This is a genomic window from Mycobacteroides chelonae CCUG 47445, assembly GCF_001632805.1.
Classification (GTDB): Bacteria; Actinomycetota; Actinomycetes; order Mycobacteriales; family Mycobacteriaceae; genus Mycobacterium; species Mycobacterium chelonae.
In genome coordinates, this window is the sequence record NZ_CP007220.1 from 614,437 (window position 1) to 633,813 (window position 19,377).

Consider the following 19,377-nt stretch of genomic DNA (forward strand, 5'->3'; position numbering starts at 1 on the left):
GGTCGTCTCATATTTCCCCTATCGCTGTGCTGTCGTGTAGACAACACAGCTGTGACATCGCCTCACCCCGCGGAGCCGAGCGCCCCGTCCGTGCTCCGCAGCGTTCCCTTCCTGCGGTTGTGGATAGGCACCACTGCCTCGGGTTTGGCGACCTGGATGTTGCCCATCGTGCTCGGATTCGCGGTCCTCGACGGAACCTTGTCGGCAACCGCGCTAGGTCTGGTTCTCGCCGCCCGGACCGTCGGGTTCTTGGCGGCTGTCCCGCTGGGAGGCGTTCTCGCGGATCGCTATTCGCGACGTGGCGTGATCGCGGTGTCTTCGATGCTGGCAGCAGTGGGGCATCTGGTGATCGCGGGAGGTATCCACCACGTGATTGCGATTCCGGCAGCGGCCGCGGTGCTGGCTGGGGCGGGGCAGGGTGCGTGCCGGCCTTCCTATCAGGCATTGACCGCTGAGGTGGTCGCGGTGTCGCAGCGTCAGCAGGCGAATGCCGCCATCACCATTGCCGTGCGGGTGGTGACGCTCGTCGCGCCTGGGGTGGCGGCGTTGGCTGCTGCCCGGCTGGGGGTTGCCCCGCTGCTGATAGTTCTCGCGGGATTGTGGCTTCTGTCTGCGCTCGCACCGCCGGCGGGACGTGGCCGAGCCGAGGCGGCTGGTTCAGGTTTCACCGTGTTCAGCGACTTCGCCGACGGGTTCCGAGAGGCTCGCCGTCACCCGTGGTTCCTCGCGGGCCTGGCGGCGTTGACCGCGGTGATCGCGACCGGTTATTCGGCCACCGGGGTTGCGCTGCCGTTGGTAAGCCGTGACAGGTATGGGACTGAAGTGCTGTTAGCAAGCGCGACAACGGCATACGTCGCCGGAGCGCTTATCGGCGCGATCCTTATCAGTCGCTGGCGCCCGCGTAACCAAGGCTGGGCGGCGCTCGCAGGCCTCGCGCTTTACAGCGCGGCACCGCTGAGCTTGATGCTGCCCGTGCCTCTGGCGATCGTGGTGATGGCCTACGTGATCACCGGTATGGGCATCGAGCTTTTCAATGTTCCCTGGTTTACCGCCACCCAGCGCGAAGTCGAACCCGACAAACTGGCCCGGGTGTCTTCTCTGGACTTTCTGCTGTCCTACGGTTTGGCGCCACTGGGCCTGGTGATCATCGCCCCGGCGATGGATCACTTCGGTAGCGCGCCGGTGCTGGCAGTGTGTGCGGCGGTTTGCTTGTTGGCGCCTGCCGCTGCGGCCTTGACGCCGAGCTCACGGCACTTTGGCCAGGAGCCTCGCTCCTGAGAGCAGTCGGTGCTCTGCAGTGAGTCGTGCCGAATGCCCCCGAAGTTCCTGAGACGAAGGTCACCGCGACGGACGTTACCTCCCGGTGATTGCGGTCTGGTCTCCAAAACTGCAGGGCAATAACGAATTATCCGCTGTGGTTCGTGGTGGCGAGCCCACAGAAAACTACTGCTTCGTCAAGTCTTGGGAACTATTTCGGTCATCGAATCGACTGCTGTGTTAGTGGTCGCCGGTAGTCGGCGGCCGGGCGGTGAGACCGAAGGTGCCCATCCAATCGCCGAGAGGCGAGGGCTGAATCAGGAATAGGGAGTCGATGACGCTCAATGTGAAGGGCGAGGGACTGGGCACGCAGGTCACGGGGATTGATCCCGGGAACCTGGACGGAATCACCACACAGGAGATCCGCGAACTCGTTTACCGGAACAAGCTCGTCGTCCTCAAGGATGTTCATCCCTCACCCGCGGAGTTCATCCAGCTGGGGAGATTGATCGGGGAGATAGTGCCCTATTACGAGCCGGTGTATCACCACGAGGACCACCCGGAAATCTTTGTCTCGTCTACGGAAGAGGGACAAGGGGTTCCGCGGACCGGCGCATTCTGGCACGTCGATTACATGTTCATGCCCGAACCCTTCGCGTTCTCCATGGTGGTGCCATTGGCGGTGCCCGGGAGTGATCGGGGAACCTATTTCATCGATCTCAACAAGGTGTGGGAATCGTTGCCGAGCACAGTAAAGGACTCTGTGCGTGGGACGTTCAGCACACACACGCCCCGCCGCTACATCAAGATCCGGCCCAGTGATGTCTACCGGCCCATCGGAGAAATCCTGGCCGAGATCGAAAGGGTCACACCGCCCCAGAAGTGGCCCACGGTGATCAAGCACCCGCAGACGGGGGAAGAGATCCTCTACATCTGCGAGGCCGGCACCGAGACGATCGAGGACGGGGATGGAAGGCTGCTCGATGCTGCGCTGCTTCAGCAGCTACTCGAAGAGTCGGGGCAGCTCGATCCCGACTACGCGTCGCCGTTCATCCACGCCCAGCACTACGAGGTCGGGGATATTGTGCTGTGGGACAACAGAGCTCTGGTGCACCGTGCAAAGCATGGAACAGCGGCGGGCACGCTGACGACCCACCGCCTGACCATGCTGGACGGTCTTGAGACACCCGGATACGCGGCGTGAGCGCGGTCGCGGCGACCCTGTCGGTACAGACCGGGCTGCCTTCCACCGGCATGGCCCCGATCGACGAGGATCTACTCGGCAGAGTGCTTGAGCCATATTCCTACAAGGGATGTCGCTATCTGTCCGATGCCGAATACGGAATCACGTCGGACGCGGTGCACGCGCAGGGCAATTTCGCGATCAATGAGTCCGCCTATATCCGGAGCACGGGGCATTTCAACGCCGTCGAGTTGGTGCTGTGCTTCAACCAGCTGGCGTACTGTGCATTCGCTCAGGGTGTTGTCAACGACGATATCTGGGCATTCCGGGGCTGGTCGATCGATGACTACTGCCAGAACCAACTCGCCAATATGTTGATCAAGAGCACATCGTCCCGGTTCCGGCGGCTGGTCAACGCGCAGCGGTTCTCCGCCCGCCTACAGGCCCGCAATTTCCACATCGTCGACCGGTCGTGGCGTTATCTCCAATTCCACAGCACCATCGAATTCTGGGACCAGGACGGAGGATCCGCGGCCGGAGAGTTCGAGCTCGCGGTCCTGAACATCCCGTAGCCCCCGACAGGAAGCGTCTCCCTCTGCCATGTCCGCGCCACCACCCACCGTTTGGGAACGAGTCCTCGAGCAGGCCCGTATCCGGCAAGATCTCATCGCCTTGCGCCGCAGTGACGGCACCGGTGCCGTGAGTTACGCAGAGCTCGTCGCCGAGGTCGGAGGGCTCGCCGCGGCCCTTCGGGCACAGTCGGTGATTCGGGGATCACGGGTTGTGGTGCTGTCGGACAACGGACCCCAGACCTACCTTTCGGTACTCGCGTGTGCGCAGATCGGCGCCATCGCCGTCATGGTGGACAAGGACCTGCCCGCCGCCGCCATCGCGCGGTTCTGCGAGATCACCGATCCGGCCGCGATCCTCCCGGATGCGGCCGAGGCAACCGGCGGGCTTGATGACCCGAATAGCGATATAGATTGGCCGGCAACGCATACCGGAAGTGACGCCGACGCCCCGCTCGCGATGATCTTCACCAGCGGAACGACAGGTGAACCGAAAGCCGTGCTGCTCGCTCACCGCACGTTCTTCGCCATCCCGGATATCCTGCGCGATGAGGGGCTGAGCTGGATCGACTGGGTCGCGGGCGAGACGAGCTATTCGCCCTTGCCTGCAACGCATATCGGTGGGCTCTGGTGGATCCTCAATGGCCTGATGCACGGCGCATCGTGTATCACCGGCGGCGAGGGTGGGGCATCGTTGATGGACCTGCTGGTGGGCAATGAGGTGGCGACTGCTTGCCTGGTGCCCACTCTCTTGACCAGGTTGGTGTCCGAACTCAGAATCACCGGGCAAGACGTTTCCTCGTTGCGGTTCATAGCCTATGGCGGCTCACGGGCGATCCCGGACGATGTGCAGTTCATCGAAGCCGCGGGGGTGCGAACGGCTCAGGTCTATGGCCTGAGTGAAACTGGTTGTACCGCACTGTGTCTGCCCACCGACGAGGAATCGCTCGCCAGGATCGAGCAGGGTGCGGTCGGCCGTCCCTATCCCGGAGTGCAGACCTTCCTCTCGGACAGCGAGACCGGCGGACCCATGGACGGCGGCACCTCTGCGCCGTACGGCACGCTGTGGATCAAGTCGCCGGCCAACATGCTCGGTTACTGGGGAAATCCCGACCGTACCCGTGAGGTGCTGGCCGACGGATGGGTGAACACCGGTGACCTGGTGGAGCATCGTGACGATGGCTTCTTCTACATCAGGGGGCGTTCCTCGGAGATGATCATCTCCGGAGGGGTCAACGTGGTACCGGACGAGGTTGACAGGATCGCCGAAAGCGTTGCAGGCGTGGGTGAAGCGGCGTGCTACGAGATACCGGACGAGGAGTTCGGCGCGCTGGTCGGTTTGGCGGTGGTACCGGCCGCGCAGCTTGACGAGCTGGGCACGGTTGAGCTCAAGCAGCGGATCGCGGCCAAGTACCGCCACGAATCCGAGTCGATGGCCAGGCCGTCGATCATCGCAGTAGTCGCAGATATCCCGCGGACGAAGTCCGGCAAGGTCATGCGTTCGGCATTGGCCGCCTCGCTGAATGGGGCACTGACGCGTGCCTGACAACGTGCGGAACCGGATCGTGGCGGCCGTCTGCGACGTGCTGTACATCTCCGAATCGGAGCTTTTCGACGGCGATGCCACTGATCTTCGAGAGCTGGGTCTGGACTCGGTCCGTTTCGTGCTGTTGATGAAACAGCTGGGTGTAGCCCGAGGGTCGGATCTGCAGAAGCGTTTGGTCTCGGATCTCTCCGTCGCCGGATGGGCGCAGGTGTTGGAGCAGGCGCAGCCGGAGGGCGTCACATGACGCTGGCGGTGGAACCTCGAGTTGACCGGGTGTCGTTGAGCAGGTCCCAGCAGAACATGTACAACGGCGCGTCGCAGGCCGATGACCCCCGGCTGTATCTGATCGGGAAGAGCTACCGGCTTCATCCCATCGAGGGTCCGGTGTTCATGTCCGCGCTGGAAGCGGCAGTAGTCGCCAACGCGGTCCAGCTGTGTGTCCTCGAACACGTGCCAGGTGAATCACGCTACCCAGAACTGGTGCGGCGATTGCAGTTCGGCGACATCGTGCAGACGGCTGCGGACACGGGTGATCCGACAACGCGGGGCGCTGACGAGCTTGTCCGCATGTGGTCAACAGACCTCGAAGCCAAGCCGCTCGTGCGTTACACCGTCCACACCGGAACGGACGGGCGCGTGGTGGGGCTCGACATCCACGCGCACCACCTCCTGCTCGATGGCGGCGCCATCGCGGTGATAGAGACCGATCTCGGCCGGCAGCTAGCAGGCTTCGAGGAGACCGAAACCCCATGTCCAAGAGCATCTCTAGCGAAGATTTCTGAGGCGCACAGCCGCGAGGCCACCAAGACAGACGAATCGTTGCGACGGTTTGGTCAGGCAGTGCAGCGCGAACTCGCCGACGCATCCCACACCGGCGGATACGGAAATGATGCAGGCGGTGGGCCGGTAGGGGCGGCCAGAGGCGTTCTGCAGGAGTCGGTCACCTTAGCCGGTAAGGCCTTCGAGAAGATCGAAACGCTGTCCGAAGTCAAGCAGGTGCCGTTGAACATTCTGGTGGCTGCGGCCGCGATCGCAGTGGATGCAAGTCTGCGGCAGAGCACAGCCACCCTGCTGATTCATGCGGTGGACAACAGGTTCGGGGAACCCGAGCTGAACGTCGCAACCTGTCTGGTCAATTCGATCGCGCATCCGGTCCGTTTCCCTGCTTTTGCCTCCGTACAGGATGTCGTACACGCGCTGGACCGTGACTATGTCAGAGCCTCGCGGCGCCGGTGGCTCCGCGAGGAACAGTATCGCCGAATGTACTTGGCAATAAACAAGACCTCGCACGTCGATGCGCTGACCTTCAACTTCATCCGCGAGACATGTGCACCCACCCTTCGCCCGTTCCTGACGGCAGCGCCCTGCGCCACCGATATCGGCCCGGTGGAAGGTATGACCGTGTCGTGCGTCGTCGACGAGGAACAACGAACACTCACCTTGTCGATCTGGAACCGCGCAGACGTGGACGACGCGAATACACCGCCGTTATGGATAGCCGAACGGATCGCGGCGGCGCTGGGCTCGATGGAAGCCATGTGGCACTTACCGATTGCCATGACTGTGAACGAGTGGTTCGGGATCGGTGTCGACGGCACACGACGCCGTGGTGATGAGTGTGTGCGAGCCGAGGCCGCCGCGACGCCCGCTTGGTTCCTTGACACCGACGGTGGCGTGGATCGGTTCCTGCGAGGGCGGCAGTTCGTCGAGCCGTGGATCGCGCGGCTGGTCACGGACGGCGTCGCGCCGGGGGACATCGTGGTGTGCGTTGACGACGACACCGACAAGACCGTCGACCTTCTGATCGCCTGCCACCTCGCAGGCTGCGGATACAGCGTGTGTGATAGCGCGAAAGATATGCCGCTGCGGGCCGATTCCATCACCGAGCATGGTGGTGCCGCAACACGCGTTGTCGACACCGCAGCACCGATCCCGATGAACCTGGACGGTGCGATGCGGCGGCTCGTCGAAGAGCGCACCGAGGAGGTCGTCCGGGACGCCGGCCTGGCAACCAGGACGGCGTACATCATGGCTACCTCGGGGTCGACCGGTCGGCCCAAACTCGTGCCGGTAACGCACGGTGCACTCGCACTGTTCGCCCGCGCGGCCGTGCATGCCTACGGTTGGGAGGCGCGGGACAGCATCCTCCAATGCGCGCCATTGACATCGGATATCAGCGTGGAGGAGATATTCGGTGGAGCGGTCTGTGGAGCGCGGATAATCCGTTCTACGGCAATGAGGTCCGGAGATCTGGCTGCACTCGTTCGGGACATCCAAGTGCTGGAACCAACCCTGATCGATCTGCCGACCGCCGTGTGGCACCTGCTGTGCGATGACGTCGAGGCGTTGGCGGCGATCGGTGGTTCTGCTCTTCGGCAGGTGATCGTCGGCGGTGAGGCAATCCGTCCGAGCGCGGTCGACACCTGGCTGGAGTCCGCCGGTGCGCAGGGGGTCTCACTCATCTCGAGCTACGGTCCGACCGAAACCACCGTCGTCGTTACGTATATACCGATCGACGGTATGCGGCACGGTGATGGTTCTGAGCGGCTTCGGGTGGGCCTGCCAGTGGTGCCCAACACGGTCTTTGTCGCGTTCGGAGAGATCGTGGTTGTCGGAGAAGCTGTTTCGGCGGGCTACCTCGGGACACCGGGTGACAGCTTCGGTGTGGTCCGCACCGCCGATGGAGCATCCCGGAGGGCATTCGCCACCGCCGACCGCGTCGTGTTCGACGAGGATGGATTCCCCGCCTTCTCCGGGCGCCGTGACGCCATCGTGAAGATTTCCGGGAGAAGGATCGACACCGCCGCGATCGTTCGACGTGTCTGGGAGGAACCCGGTATCGCTGATGTCGGAGTGGGGTTACACCGGGGCGCGCTGGTGGTGTGGTTCCAGGCTCGTAAAGACCTGAACGACAACGAATTGGCGACGCGGATCAGGCGACTTCTGGCGGACTCGGGTGTCTCTTCTTTCTTTGTGGTGAGTGTGTCGCGCATCCCACGTAAGCCCAACGGCAAGATCGACGACGACGGCTTGCGGACCATGCCACAGTTTGTGGACGCAGCGCCGGACGAGGAAGCGACCATCGCGACAGCCGCGGGTCTCGCACGAATCTGGAGCCGGCACCTTGGGCGGGAAATCAGGGCGGAGTCGTCGCTCCTCGCCGAGGGAATCGGCTCGCTCGACCTGATCAGAATCTTGCCGGACACGCGCCGGTATCTCAGCCGTCAGCTGTCCGTGCTCGATGTGATCAGCGCCGACAGCGCCGCCTACCTCGCGGCGGCGGGTGCGGTGGCCGACCAGCTCGGTGCCGCGGACACCGCGTGGGAGATTGGCGCAGACTTTGAACGGCTGACGGCAACGCCCCGCGTGACGGTGTCGAATGGCAACAACTCCCGGGCCAACGCAGACGGGCCGATCGTGGTGTTGGGAGCATCCGGGATCGTCGGAACCGGGTTCGCCCGCGCCACGCTGGATCTGAAAAGCGAGGGCGCGCTGCGTCCGGACGTCGTCTTGGTGACGAGATCTGAGCTCCCCGATTCCGGACCATGGCCAGCCCTCCGGGGTATCGATGGAGTCAGGGTTCGGCATGTCGGTGCGGGGTTCGGCCCGCAGGCGCTGGACACATTGATGCGCGAGACGGGGGCGCGCACACTGGTCAACTGCATCGGAAACACCAACATGTTGGCCCCCTATCGCGATATCCGGGACGCCAACGTGCAGTGGGTGTCTGCCGCTGTGGACATCTGTGCGGAACGCGATGCCCGGTTCATTCATATGTCGACCTTTGTCGTCAACGTGGATGCGGATGCCGCACGTGTCACCGATCCACGTGAGGCGCTCTATCCCTACGCGGCATCAAAGGCGCTGGCCGAACTGGTGGTCGCGGCGTCACCACGCGGGCTTGACTTCACGCTCGCGCGGCTGCCAAGAGTGCTCGGGGACGCCAGCCAGTTGGTCGAGAGTGCCGATGTGCTGGTGTCGATCGCCGATGCGTGCATTGCGCTGCGGGCCTGTCCTTCTGTCTCGCTGACCGAAGAGGTCACCACGGGGCGCGCGGCGGCGATGTCCATCCTTGGGATGGCGGGCGAACCGTTCACACTCGGCCGGGGCATCACCGTGGTACGCGGCATGCAGGTCCGCTACACCGAGTTCCTCGCGGGGTTCGGCCTCGATGAGCTCGAGCTGAGTGAATGGAAGCAACTGCTGGACGGTAGTGATTGGGCCAAGCGAAATCCACGGCGATGGTCGGTGATTGACGCCTGGGCCGGGTTGGGGCTGCGGCTCGGTTCGCAGACTTATGTGGACCATCTCGCCCGCTACCCGACGATTTCCCTGGATGCGGCGGTATCAGAACTTGGCGCCGTGCCGGAGTCGATCCGAGATCTACTCGTGCAGGGATGTTCTCAATGACCGATGTGGGATCAGAGAAGGAGAATTCGCCATGTACCTCAACATCGTTCCTGAGGGGCTGACTGCCGCCAGTGCCGCGGTAGAGGCCCTGACCGCACGGCTGGCCGCCGTGCATGCCGCCGCGGCCCCGGTGATCGGCGCGGTGACACCACCGGCCGCCGACCCGGTATCTATCCAGAGCGCGGCCGTCTTCAGCATCCATGGAATCGAGCGCGACGCAGCCGCGGCCGGCGCCGTCTACGAGCTGGGAAGGGCTGGAGTCGGGGTGACCGAGGCCGGCGCGGGTTACACCGTCGGCGATATGCATGCTGCCGCAACGTACATGCCGGGGATCGCGTAGTTCCCGGCGTAATCCACCACACAACGAGAGGTATTTTCATGAGTTTGCTTGATGCGCACATTCCGGCCCTGGTGGCTGCGGAGGGCACGTTTGGTGCTAAGACCGCGTTGATGCGTTCGACGATTTCGCAGGCGGAGTCGGCGGCGTTGTCGGCGCAGGCGTTCCATGTCGGTGAGTCTTCGGTGGCGTTCCAGGCCGCGCACGCCCGGTTCGTGGAGGTCGCCGCCAAGGTCAACGCTCTGCTCGATATCGCGCAGATCAACCTGGGTGATGCCGCCGCGACCTATGTGGCCGAGGATGCCGCCGCCGCCAGCCGTTACGTCGGTGTTTAAGACCGGACTTTTGAGGAGATAGAAATGTCGCAGATTACTTTCAACTACCCCGCGATGCTGGCCCACGCCGGCGAGATGAACACCTACTCCGGTGTGCTGACCGCCCTGGGTGCCGACCTGGCCGCCCAGCAGGCTTCCCTGCAGGCAGCCTGGCACGGTGATACCTCGATGAGCCAGGCCGCCTGGCAGGCCCAGTGGAACACCGCCATGGAAGAACTCATCCGCGCCTACCGCGCCATGGGCTCCACCCACGAAACCAACACCTTATCCATGAACGCCCGCGACATGGCCGAAGGAGCCAAATGGGGCGCATAAACGCCCTGTCGACAAGGTTCCGTTCCACCAAATCCGTTGTGAACAACTATTTCAGGAGGAAAGACACGATGTCCGAGCAAATCTTCGCCATCAGCGGGATGCACTGCAACTCATGCGTCATGGGAGTGACCGAGGCGCTGACCGCACTCGACCCGGTGCGTGAGGTATCCGTCGACCTGGATCCCCAGGGAGCCTCGACGGTGCGCGTCCTGACTGACAGTGTGCTGTCGGTGGAAGAAGTGCATGACACGCTCGTCAGGGCGGGTGGCGATTTCGCTGTCGCTGCGGGATAGCGGCCACTCACCGAAAGGTCTTTAACCTCAGCCAAACTCGATTACCGTGTGAGGTGCGCGCAGCCGGTGCAGGCCGGGCAATGCATAGAGGAGGGGGCCGGCCCAGCGCAATACCTTGCCGCGCCCCGCCGGCATCCGCAGTTCACGCACGCTGCGGATGCCGGGAATGGCGCGCAGTTCACCATACTGATTGGCGGTGAACGAGAACGGCATCGGCGGCACGGTGTATTGCTCACTGAGTCTCATGCCACGCTGCGAGTGTGCGCTCAGGAACTTCGGCACGGAATCGAAGACCAACCTGCCGCCAGGAAAACGCTTGGCACACTCGGTGATCAGATCGAAAACCGGCTCGCGCTCCAGGTACTGGAAGAGGCCCTCGGCGGTGATCAGCACCCCATTGGAGTCATCCACCTGATCCATCCACGAGTAGTCGAGCGCGGATTGGGCGCTGTACCGCAACCGGTCTGATCGCGGGAGCAGCTGCTGGCGTAGCCGCACGATGGGCTCGAGGTCTACCGACAACCAGGTGAGTTCGCCGTTGTCGACGCGCCAGAAACTGGTCTGCAATCCTTCGGCCAACGCCACCACATTCGCACGCGGGTGTTCCGCCAGGTACTCCTGCGTTGCCTTGTCGAATATCAAGGCACGCAAGGCAGTAGCTTGATGGGTGCGGCCAAAATGCTGAAAGTCGTAATCCAGGCTGGCGTGCAGAGCATTGGCCATCGGGTCGTCGATGATGCCGTCCGGCCTGGCCGCTTCCGTTGCCCGTTGGTGCAAGGTGAGTAGCGCGGTCTCGGACACACCGTCGAGGTGTCGAGCGTCGATGACTGGCATGAGGCCGACTGTACGGGACGGTGGTACTGCGTGGGAATTCCTGGCGCGCAACGATAAATGTGATTTCAGACGCTGATTCTGGTTGTGTGGGAACTTTCCGGTACTCGGTACGACTACTCCAACGGTGGCGCGAAACTGTTGCGCCTATTAGGCAGGGAGGCGGCGTGTGACGGCACCGATATGGATGGCGGAGCCTCCGGAGGTGCATTCGGCGCTGTTGAGTGCGGGGCCCGGTCCGGGGGCGGTGCTGGCCGCCGCCTTGCAGTGGCAAGAGATCGCGGACAACTATGCGCGCACGGCGGTTGAACTGACCCAGATCTTGGCCGGGGTTCAGGCAAGTAGTTGGCAGGGGCCCAGCGCCTCGGAGTACGTGGCCGCCCACGTGCCGTACTTGGCATGGCTCGAGCAGGCCGCTGTAGAGAGCGGCGTCATTGCCGCGCAACATGAAACAACGGCGGCGGCCTACGGTAGCGCACTCATGGCCATGCCGACCTTGGTGGAGCTTGCCGCCAACCATGTGACGCACGGAGTGCTGGTCGGCACGAACTTCTTTGGAATCAACACCATTCCGATCGCGCTCAACGAGGCCGACTATGTCCGCATGTGGGTGCAGGCGGCGGCCGCCATGAGCACGTATCAGGCGACCACAGAGGCCATGACCTCGGCGATCCCGCCGACGCAACAGGCACCCCCGATTCTCGCGCCCGGCGGCGAAGCGCGCAGTGACCAGTCGGATATCCCGGGCTCACCGGACCAGATTTCGAAGATGCTGCAGGGATTTCAGCAGTGGTTCGAGAAGATGGGCTTCAACCCGGCGACCTCGGCGGTGCTCGCGGTGATCATGCTGTTCCTTTACGACCTGCTCTGGTACCCGTACTACGCCTCGTACCTGCTGCCGTTCCTCATTCCGGCCCTCAGTGGGCTCAGCGGATTGGCGGCGTTGATACACCTGCGTCCTGCTCCGGTGGCGGTTCCGGCTCCGGCACCGGCCGCATCGGCTGAGCGGCCGGTGTTCCGCGCTGTGCACCGTCCGGAGCCGGGTGTGGCGGCCGCAGCGCTGCCTGCCATGTCCGTCACGCCATCGGGAGGCTCGTCGGCAATCACTCCCGCATCGAGTGGGACCGTGCCGGCCCCATCTCCCGCGCCCGCGCCGTTGAGTGGAATCACTTATGCCATACCCGGTTTAGTGCCACCAGGGGTGAGCTTTGGCCCCAAGGGCGCCGCGAAATCATCGGAGAATGCCGTCGACACCGTCGATGCCACCGCGGCGGCCAGCGCCACGGTGCTCGCCCAGGCTCGACGCAGGCAGCGCGCCAAGAGCAAGGCCCGCATCGGAGGCCAACGTTACGAATACCTCGAGGAGGCAGCCGGAATGGGTGCGGAGGGCGGGCACTCCGCCGAGACCGGCGAGCACGCGGCAACGAGCAGAGGCGCCGGCCCGCTGGGATTCGCAGGCACCGTGCCCGCCGCCACGAGTACGCACACCGCCCGGACGGTCAGACTCGCTTCCGATGACACCCGGCAGGTGGCTCCCATGCTCCCCAGCACCTGGGAAGTAGAAAACACGGAACAGTCGTAGTCTTCTTACCTGTGTTTATAAGTAAAACTTTGGAGCTGTTCACGGATTAGTCACTACTCGCGCCCGTCGTTGCGCAGAACAATCGAAGACAGTCACCGGAAGTGCGGCGGTGGCGTTCCGAGATTTTCGACGCAGAGAAGGGCAGAACAGTGAGCGAGTACGGATGGACAGTGGTCGGTGCGGGCCCCGCGGGAATTGCGGCAGTGGGGAAGCTCCTTGATCGCGGAGTGCCGTCCGGCTCCATCGCTTGGATCGACCCGGAGTTCGCCGCAGGTGGCTTTGGTACGAAATGGCGTGCCGTGCCCAGTAATACGTCGGTCAAGCTGTTCATCAACTACCTGACGGATGCGCAGTCCTTCCGGTTCGCGCATGCGCCGCATTTCGCGCTGAACGACCTTGCGCCCACGGACACGTGTCTGCTCGGTGATGTGGCGGACCCGCTGGTATGGATCACCGGCCAGCTCCGCGAGCAGGTGAGCGCCCTGCGTACCACCGCGACGGGGCTGTCGCTGCACGGCGGCCGGTGGACCGTGCAGACCGAAATGGGCGAGATCACCTCGAAGAACGTGATTCTCGCCGTCGGCTCGGTTCCCAAAAACCTGGACTATCCGTGGCTGAACGAGATCCCGCTCGAGGCGGCGCTCAACCCGGAGAAGCTCGCCGCGCTGCCGCTGGAGGGCGCCACTGTCGCAGTCTTCGGCGCTTCGCACTCGAGCATGATCGCGCTGCCCAACCTCCTGGCGGGGCCGGCGGCCAAGGTGATCAACTTCTATCGCGGGCCGCTGCGCTACGCGGTCGATATGGGGGACTGGACACTGTTCGACGACACTGGCCTGAAGGGTGACGCGGCACGGTGGGCTCGGGAGAACATCGACGGGGTGCTGCCTGCCCGACTGCAGCGATGCCTCGTCGACAGCCCCGAGTTCCCCGAGCTGCTCCAGAGTTGCGACTACGCGGTGTACACCGTGGGATTCAGCCCGCGTCCGGTGCCCGCGGCGCCGCAGTGGGGAAAGCTGGAGTACAACCCGGCCAACGGGATCATCGCGCCCGGGCTCTTCGGTGTAGGAATCGCTTTCCCCGAGTACCGGATTGACCCGATGGGCTTCGGTGAGCACCGTGTCGGTCTGCAGAAATTCATGGACCGCCTCAACAAGGTGTTGCCGCTGTGGCTGAAGTACGGCTCGTGACCGTCGGCGAATCCGTTGGCGCCGAACCTGATTACCGATTCACGCTCGCCAACGAGCGGACATATCTCGCGTGGGTGCGCACCTCGCTGGCGCTTATCGCCAGCGGTGTCGCCCTCATGCAGTTCGTCCCGGAGTTCTGGATTCCGGGTGCCCGGCATGTGGTGAGCATCCTTTTGGTGACCACGGGCGGTCTGTTGGCGATGGCGGCTGCGCGACGCCGTCGCCGGGTGCAGGACGCCATGCGCCGCGACGCCGACCTGCCGCCGAGTCACATGCCGACCTTCCTCAGTGTCCTGCTGTTGGGGATGGTCGTGCTGTTGGTGGCGCTGCTGGTCAAGGGCTGAGTCTCGGAGTGACATCGTGTGTGGGCACTCCTGAAGACCGCTGTCTCTGCAGTACCTGGCTGCGTGCGGCGGTCTCCGTACGCAGCGTGAACGAAGACCGCTAAGCTGTACGACGTTCCAATGCCTCCTTAGCTCAGTGGTAGAGCACCGCTCTTGTAAAGCGAAGGTCGTCAGTTCAATCCTGACAGGGGGCTCAACGCGTCATCTGCCATGTCGGTGCCCTCACGTAACTTCAGCCCATGAGACTGTGCCTTGGTTGCGGCGCACCACTTTCCAGGCGAAGCCAGAAGGTCTATTGCGGCAATGCTTGTCAGGCAGCAGCCCGACGCGACGCCAGTACCAGACTGTGGCTCGAATCCGGTGAGGCCCGGGTGCGCAGCGAGCAGGGTCACTTCATTCGGCTCTTTCTCGCCGAGGCTCAATCGGGCCGTTGCGCGATCTGCAGCGGAGCGAGCATCTGGCAAGACTCCCCGCTGGTACTGGTGTTGGACCATATCGACGGAAACCCCGCCAACAATTGTCGAGAGAATCTGCGACTCGTCTGCCCGAACTGCGACTCGCAACTGCCGACCTACAAGAGCCGCAATCGCGGTAGGGGCCGCAGTTTTCGCCGGCAGCGCTATGCCGACGGAAAGTCGTACTAGCCAGCCCGCTATATCTCGCCTTCGATGACCCGCTCGGACCGTATCGGCCGCGGTGAACCGGACGGCCGGGACGGACGCCGGCGCGGCAGGAAACCGCCCAGCGGACCGACCACGGAGCTGAGCGCCGAGACGGTATCGGTCAGTAGCTCGATGGTGGGTGTCAGCGCGTCGATATTGGGTGCCACCTTGGCAGCCGTCTCCGACAGGTTGGCCAGCTGCTGCAGTGGACCGTCTTTAGCGGTGAATTTGTCCAGGACGCCCTCTTCGCGCATCAGCCGTTCCAGAATCCCTTCCTCCGCGAGCAGCTGGTCGACTAGCCCTCCCGGGGCGAGCGCCCGGTCCAGGGCGCCATCCTGTGAAGTCAATCTGTCGACGGGCCCGTCCTTAGCGAAGAGCCGGTCCAGGACGCCGCCGGGTTCGGTCAGCCGATCAGCAAGCCCGCCGGGCGCCATGACGCGCTCCACCGGCCCGCCCGGCCGCAGTGCTCTGCCAAGCGGTTTGTCCTCCTCCATCAGCTCGGCGACTTTCATCGCCGACTGCAGCGGACTCTTACGCCCGGCCATCCCCAGCAGGGATTCGACGGTGCCGACCAGGCCCGCGCCGGGGGCGTCACGGCGACCGTCGTGGGGCTCCCCGTCGGGAAGTTCAGCGAGGATTTCGCGCCCGGTATCGATCGCCTTGGCAGCCACCGCCAAGCCGGTATCGGCAACGGCCAGCGAAATCCTGAGCGGCGCGGTGATCAGCGACACCAGCTTCATGGCACAACTCTAGGGCGAGTTTGCGCGGTTGGCTGACAATCTCCTGTGAAGAACTCACAGGAACCTCACAGCGAAGATCCAGCGCACCGTAAATTTTGAGGGGAAGATTGTCGGAGGTGAGCATCACGACTGAGACACACCAAGGAACCTTTCCCGCCAACGGCACCACCCCCGCCAAGGTGCTGGTGGTCGACGATGAGTCGAACATTGTCGAGCTGCTCTCGGTCAGTCTCAAATTCCAGGGGTTTGACGTCTATACCGCCGACAGCGGGGCCGCCGCGCTGGATCTGGCCCGCACGGTTCGCCCCGATGCGGTGATTCTCGACGTGATGATGCCTGGGATGGACGGGTTTGGCGTCCTACGGCGTCTGCGTGCCGACGGTATCGATGCTCCGACGCTTTTCCTCACCGCGCGTGACGGATTGCAGGACAAGATCGCCGGGCTGACGCTGGGTGCCGATGACTACGTGACCAAACCGTTCAGCCTCGAAGAGGTGGTGGCCCGGCTACGCGTCATCCTGCGCCGCTCCGGGATGGGCTCGGAGCCCGCACGCAAGTCGCGGCTCAGCTTCGCCGATATCGAGCTCGACGAGGACACCCACGAGGTGTGGAAGACCGGCGAGCCCGTCGCGCTCTCGCCCACCGAGTTCACGCTGCTGCGGTATTTCATGATCAACGCGGGCACCGTGCTCAGTAAGCCGAAGATCCTCGACCATGTGTGGCGTTATGACTTTGGTGGCGATGTGAACGTCGTCGAGTCCTACGTTTCGTATCTGCGGCGCAAGATCGACAACGGTGAGAAGCGGTTGTTGCATACGCTTCGTGGCGTGGGATACGTATTGCGCGAGCCGCGGTGAGTACCCGCCCCGGCGTTCGTCGGGGTGTACCGCTGCGGGTGAGCCTCGTGGTTGGAACCTTGGTTCTGGTCGCGCTGGGGTTGGTGGCATCTGGCATCGCGGTGACTACCACCATGCAGCGCACCATGATGAATCGCGCCGATCGGGAGCTGATCGACGCCGCTAATGGGTGGGCGAATCGGCCCCCTCCGCCGCCGCCGACCTTCGACACCAACCGGCATCGGCCCCCGTCCTTGTTCTTCATCCGCACCACCGATGACCGTGGGCGGGTGGTCATCATGCTCAATGACCGGGCCCGGGCCGATCCGGATCTACCGTTCGACAATGATGTGGGCGGCCGTCCGGTGACGGTGCGCTCTGCCGACGGCACCACGGAGTGGCGCGCGGTGTCCCGCCACGACGCGATGGGCGGGTACACCACCGTTGCCCGCGACATCACCGATGTGCGCACTACTGCCCGGGACCTGTTGTGGTTGCAGGTGGCCATAGGGACCGCCGTGCTGACTGTGCTTGGTATTGCTGGATATTGGTTGGTGCACCGCAGCCTGCGGCCGCTGGCCGAGGTGGAGGCGACGGCCGCCGATATCGCCGCGGGCCATCTCGATCGACGGGTACCCGAACGCGACCCGCGCACCGAGGTGGGCCGATTATCGTTGGCGCTCAATGGAATGCTGGCGCAGATTCAGCGGGCGGTGGCCGACTCGCAGAAGTCCGCGAAGACGGCACGCACCTCCGAGGAGCGCATGCGCCGGTTCATCACCGATGCCAGCCATGAATTGCGCACACCCCTGACCACCATCCGCGGCTACGCAGAGCTTTACCGCCAGGGCGCGGCCACCGACATCGAGCTGGTGCTGGGCCGTATCGAAGGCGAGTCGACCCGCATGGGCCAGCTCGTGGAGGACCTACTGCTCTTGGCGCGACTGGACGCACATCGACCCATGGAACAGCGCCTCGTCGACCTGCTGGTGCTGGCCACCGACGCCGTGCACGACGCGAAAGCCACTGCGCCCGAACGTGACGTGGAACTGGAAGTCTTTGATGGGCCCGGGACCCCGGAGGTCATCGGTGACGAGCTGAGGTTGCGTCAGGTGCTGGGCAATCTGGTGAGTAACGCGCTCGGGCACACCACTGCGGCCGTCCGGGTTCGGGTGGGCACCGAGGGAGATGACGCCGTCCTGGAGGTCATCGACGCGGGACCGGGTATGACGAAGACTGATGCCGAACGTGTCTTCGAGCGGTTCTATCGCGCGGATACGTCACGTACCCGCAGCAGCGGCGGCACGGGGCTGGGGCTGTCGATCGTCGATGCCCTCACCGCCGCACATGACGGCACAGTCACCGTGCATACCGCGCCGGGTAAGGGCTGCCGTTTCGAGGTGCGGCTGCCGCGTGCCGACATGACCGACGACGACGCCGGACCGGACGACCTGGACACCGCCGAGACGGCGCCAAAGATCGTGCGGGCTAGTCGATCTCAGCCAGCGCAGCCTTGATCTTCGCCTGCGCCTCGTCGAGGGATTCCGCCGAGGCGTTGGGATCTGCGTTCTCGAAGCTGAAGTCGGTCAGCGTGAAACCCGGGAAGACGTGCACATGCAGGTGGGGCACCTCCATCCCGGCGATGATGTAGCCGGCACGTGGGGCGTCGAAGGCCTTGCGGATGGCGCGGCCGACGCGTTGCGCGACGAGGTTGACCTTCGCGAAGACGGCCGCGTCGATGTCCTGCCACTGGTCGATCTCGGCGCGCGGCACCACCAGGGTGTGACCCTGGGTGATCGGCGCGATGGTGAGGAACGCGACGACATCCTCGTCCTCGTAGACGAACCGACCGGGTAGCTCTCCGTTGATGATCTTCGTGAACACACTCGACATGCCCATAGGTTAGTGGGCCGTTCGCGCGACACAGGTCGCGGACAGTTCGAGGGGCACGGGGTGGTGCGCGTCGCTCGTATCGGCAGCCGCCGTGGCGGCGGGGCGCGCGGTCATGCCGATCAGGCATCCGGTGATCACCACCGCCGCCCCGAGCAGCTCCATCGCGGTGGGCCGCTCGCCGAGGGCCAGCCACGAAGCGGTGATACCCACCACCGGAACCAGTAGCGAGAACGGTGCGACTCGGCTCGCGGGGTAGCGGCCCATCAGGTACGTCCATAGGCCCAGGCCGACGATGGTGGCCAGTAGCACGATGTAGGCCAGGCCGCCGAGGGCGATGAGCCCACTGCGCTCGCCGATCGATGTCAGTGAGTGCCATCCGGCGACGGGCCCTTCGGTGAACGCCGAGAGCGCGAACAGCGGAATCGGCGGTACCACCGACATCCACAGGGTGAGTCGCACGGGGGTACGCGGATCGTTGTTGCCTGCCATGGCCTTTCGGCTCGCGATGTTGCCGAACGCCCAGCCGAGGGCGCCGAGCAGCGTCAGGATTACCGGCATCACGGCGGCAGAGGCTCCATGCACGGCCCGGTCGGCGGCGATGAGAGCCATGCCGCCGACCGCGAGGGTGATCCCAGCGACCTGCAGACGTGACATCCGTTCGCCGAGTAGCAGCACGCCGAGGATCACCGTGAACGGCGCCGAGGCCTGCAACACCAGGGATGCCAGCCCTGTTGGCATCCCGTTCGCCATGGCCAGGAATAGGAACGCGAACTGGACGGTGCCGAACCCGATCCCGTACAGCAGGAACCATCGCAACGGCACGCGCGGCAGTGGCACGAACAGGATCACAGGGATCGCCAGGACCGCGAACCGCAGTCCGGCGAAGAAGATCGGTGGGAAATGCTCGAGCCCAGCGTGGATCGCCACAAAGTTCAGGCCCCACAACACTGCAACTGTCAGTCCGAGGAGACGGTGCCGGGTTGTCATGCCGTCGATCCTGCGTATCCAATCGATTTAGCACAATCTAATTAATGTGCACTATTGATGTAGATTTCCT

The 19,377-nt window shown here is 64.1% G+C and carries 20 protein-coding genes and 1 tRNA gene; 17 read left to right on the plus strand and 4 right to left on the minus strand.

The window, feature by feature from the left end; all coding sequences use genetic code 11:
- The first annotated feature begins 51 nt into the window (after positions 1-51).
- The 10 genes from BB28_RS03090 to BB28_RS03135 all read left to right on the plus strand — a co-directional run bounded on the left by BB28_RS03090 (position 52) and on the right by BB28_RS03135 (position 10,245).
- Positions 52-1,278 carry an MFS transporter gene (locus tag BB28_RS03090; protein WP_201257828.1) on the plus strand — a complete coding sequence of 409 codons (1,227 nt, stop codon included), beginning with the start codon at positions 52-54 and terminating at the stop codon, positions 1,276-1,278.
- A gap of 313 nt (positions 1,279-1,591) precedes the next feature.
- Positions 1,592-2,461: a (3R)-3-[(carboxymethyl)amino]fatty acid oxygenase/decarboxylase gene (gene scoE / locus BB28_RS03095; RefSeq protein WP_046252481.1), complete on the plus strand. Its 870-nt coding sequence runs from the start codon at positions 1,592-1,594 to the stop codon at positions 2,459-2,461.
- Positions 2,458-3,012: an FcoT family thioesterase gene (locus BB28_RS03100; RefSeq protein WP_046252482.1), complete on the plus strand. Its 555-nt coding sequence runs from the start codon at positions 2,458-2,460 to the stop codon at positions 3,010-3,012. Before scoE ends, BB28_RS03100 begins: the two co-directional genes overlap by 4 nt.
- A gap of 28 nt (positions 3,013-3,040) precedes the next feature.
- Positions 3,041-4,555: an AMP-binding protein gene (locus BB28_RS03105; protein ID WP_046252483.1), complete on the plus strand. Its 1,515-nt coding sequence runs from the start codon at positions 3,041-3,043 to the stop codon at positions 4,553-4,555.
- A gap of 4 nt (positions 4,556-4,559) precedes the next feature.
- Positions 4,560-4,799 (plus strand): acyl carrier protein, encoded by a 240-nt coding sequence (locus tag BB28_RS03110; RefSeq protein ID WP_030095697.1) that lies wholly within the window; start codon positions 4,560-4,562, stop codon positions 4,797-4,799.
- A complete protein-coding gene (locus BB28_RS03115; protein ID WP_046252484.1) occupies positions 4,796-8,965 on the plus strand; it encodes an AMP-binding protein in 4,170 nt (1,389 codons plus the stop codon). Before BB28_RS03110 ends, BB28_RS03115 begins: the two co-directional genes overlap by 4 nt.
- Positions 8,966-8,996: 31 nt before the next feature.
- Positions 8,997-9,305 carry a PE family protein gene (locus BB28_RS03120; RefSeq protein WP_046252485.1) on the plus strand — a complete coding sequence of 103 codons (309 nt, stop codon included), beginning with the start codon at positions 8,997-8,999 and terminating at the stop codon, positions 9,303-9,305.
- A gap of 38 nt (positions 9,306-9,343) precedes the next feature.
- Entirely contained in the window at positions 9,344-9,637 is a 294-nt protein-coding gene (locus BB28_RS03125; RefSeq protein WP_030098163.1) for a type VII secretion protein EsxS, read from the plus strand.
- 24 nt (positions 9,638-9,661) lie between these two features.
- Positions 9,662-9,952, plus strand: a complete 291-nt coding sequence (locus tag BB28_RS03130) for a WXG100 family type VII secretion target (RefSeq protein ID WP_005062633.1) — start codon at positions 9,662-9,664, stop codon at positions 9,950-9,952.
- Positions 9,953-10,020: 68 nt separating this feature from the next.
- The gene (locus tag BB28_RS03135) at positions 10,021-10,245 is read left to right on the plus strand and encodes a heavy-metal-associated domain-containing protein (protein WP_046252486.1); all 225 of its coding nucleotides are present in this window, start codon (positions 10,021-10,023) and stop codon (positions 10,243-10,245) included.
- A gap of 27 nt (positions 10,246-10,272) precedes the next feature.
- Here the strand turns inward: BB28_RS03135 and BB28_RS03140 are convergent, their stop codons facing one another.
- Entirely contained in the window at positions 10,273-11,079 is an 807-nt protein-coding gene (locus tag BB28_RS03140; RefSeq protein WP_046252487.1) for a class I SAM-dependent methyltransferase, read from the minus strand.
- Between the two features lie 166 nt (positions 11,080-11,245).
- On the opposite strand from BB28_RS03140, the gene BB28_RS03145 reads away from it, so the two are divergent.
- The 5 genes from BB28_RS03145 to BB28_RS03165 all read left to right on the plus strand — a co-directional run bounded on the left by BB28_RS03145 (position 11,246) and on the right by BB28_RS03165 (position 14,833).
- Complete coding sequence (locus BB28_RS03145; protein WP_046252488.1) at positions 11,246-12,658, plus strand: PPE domain-containing protein; 1,413 nt, start codon at positions 11,246-11,248, stop codon at positions 12,656-12,658.
- Between the two features lie 149 nt (positions 12,659-12,807).
- Positions 12,808-13,845, plus strand: a complete 1,038-nt coding sequence (locus BB28_RS03150; RefSeq protein ID WP_046255487.1) for an FAD/NAD(P)-binding protein — start codon at positions 12,808-12,810, stop codon at positions 13,843-13,845.
- Entirely contained in the window at positions 13,842-14,189 is a 348-nt protein-coding gene (locus tag BB28_RS03155; protein ID WP_046252489.1) for a YidH family protein, read from the plus strand. The genes BB28_RS03150 and BB28_RS03155 overlap by 4 nt, the downstream gene beginning before the upstream one ends.
- A 122-nt stretch (positions 14,190-14,311) precedes the next feature.
- Positions 14,312-14,383, plus strand: a tRNA-Thr gene (locus BB28_RS03160).
- 51 nt (positions 14,384-14,434) lie between these two features.
- Positions 14,435-14,833 (plus strand): HNH endonuclease family protein, encoded by a 399-nt coding sequence (locus tag BB28_RS03165; RefSeq protein ID WP_191985261.1) that lies wholly within the window; start codon positions 14,435-14,437, stop codon positions 14,831-14,833.
- Positions 14,834-14,841: 8 nt separating this feature from the next.
- Here BB28_RS03165 and BB28_RS03170 read toward each other — a convergent pair whose 3' ends face one another.
- Entirely contained in the window at positions 14,842-15,591 is a 750-nt protein-coding gene (locus BB28_RS03170; protein WP_046252491.1) for a hypothetical protein, read from the minus strand.
- Positions 15,592-15,707: 116 nt separating this feature from the next.
- Here BB28_RS03170 and BB28_RS03175 point away from each other — a divergent pair, with 116 nt between their 5' ends.
- Positions 15,708-16,448 carry a response regulator transcription factor gene (locus tag BB28_RS03175; protein WP_099051502.1) on the plus strand — a complete coding sequence of 247 codons (741 nt, stop codon included), beginning with the start codon at positions 15,708-15,710 and terminating at the stop codon, positions 16,446-16,448.
- Positions 16,445-17,944, plus strand: coding sequence for a sensor histidine kinase (locus BB28_RS03180; RefSeq protein ID WP_191985246.1), 1,500 nt, complete (start codon positions 16,445-16,447; stop codon positions 17,942-17,944). Before BB28_RS03175 ends, BB28_RS03180 begins: the two co-directional genes overlap by 4 nt.
- Here BB28_RS03180 and BB28_RS03185 read toward each other — a convergent pair.
- Together BB28_RS03185 and BB28_RS03190 are read right to left on the minus strand one after the other, a co-directional pair.
- Positions 17,916-18,320, minus strand: a complete 405-nt coding sequence (locus BB28_RS03185) for an HIT family protein (protein ID WP_046255490.1) — start codon at positions 18,318-18,320, stop codon at positions 17,916-17,918. The genes BB28_RS03180 and BB28_RS03185 overlap by 29 nt on opposite strands.
- Before the next feature lie 9 nt (positions 18,321-18,329).
- Complete coding sequence (locus BB28_RS03190) at positions 18,330-19,307, minus strand: EamA family transporter (RefSeq protein ID WP_046252492.1); 978 nt, start codon at positions 19,305-19,307, stop codon at positions 18,330-18,332.
- Positions 19,308-19,377 lie beyond the last annotated feature (70 nt).